The organism is Bartonella sp. MR168JLCBS, from assembly GCF_042194175.1.
The window spans coordinates 1-613 of sequence record NZ_JBHIMP010000509.1; the positions used below are offsets into that span (position 1 = coordinate 1).

General features: G+C 38.2%; 2 protein-coding genes. Both read left to right on the forward strand.

Features of this window, described 5'->3' with window-relative positions:
- The first annotated feature begins 133 nt into the window (after positions 1 to 133).
- Positions 134 to 334 (forward strand): phosphoribosylformylglycinamidine synthase subunit PurS, encoded by a 201-nt coding sequence (purS, locus tag ACFIK8_RS12300; RefSeq protein WP_375669591.1) that lies wholly within the window; start codon positions 134 to 136, stop codon positions 332 to 334.
- 12 nt (positions 335 to 346) lie between these two features.
- A partial coding sequence (locus ACFIK8_RS12305; protein ID WP_375669592.1) for a phosphoribosylformylglycinamidine synthase subunit PurQ occupies positions 347 to 613 on the forward strand: 267 nt, incomplete at its 3' end.

Genomic DNA, 613 nt, shown 5'->3' on the forward strand with positions numbered 1-613 from the left:
TGAAAATGAACCTCCGCGACCAACCGGTCCAGTTTTAGTAAAATAAAAAACAAGGTGATATTAATCACCTTCCTTTAAATTGTAAGTACGTACATCTTCAAAGAGCAGTGCTTCTAACAACAGGAAATAGAAAATGAAAGCGCGTGTTACAGTTACTCTCAAAAGCAGGGTTCTTGATCCACAAGGAGAAGCAATTGCTGGTGCTTTAAAGAGTTTAGCTTTCACAGGTATTCACTCTATTCGCCAAGGAAAAGTTTTTGATATTGTGCTTGATGATCAGTCTGCTGAGAATGCCAATTATGTCCTTGAAAATTACACAATAGAACTTCTTTAAGTGAAACTCTCTATGAAAACTGCTATTATTCAATTACCTGGATTAAATCGCGATCAGGATATGCTTGCAGCATTACATCACATAACCGGAGTTGAACCAATTAAAATTTGGCAAACAGAGTCAACGATTCCAGATGTAGATGTCATTGTTATTCCTGGCGGTTTTTCTTATGGAGACTACTTAAGATGTGGCGCTATTGGTGCTCGAACACCTGTCTTGCAAGCTGTTCGTGAAAAAGCACAAAAAGGTGTCACGGTGATAGGCATTTGTAATGGATTT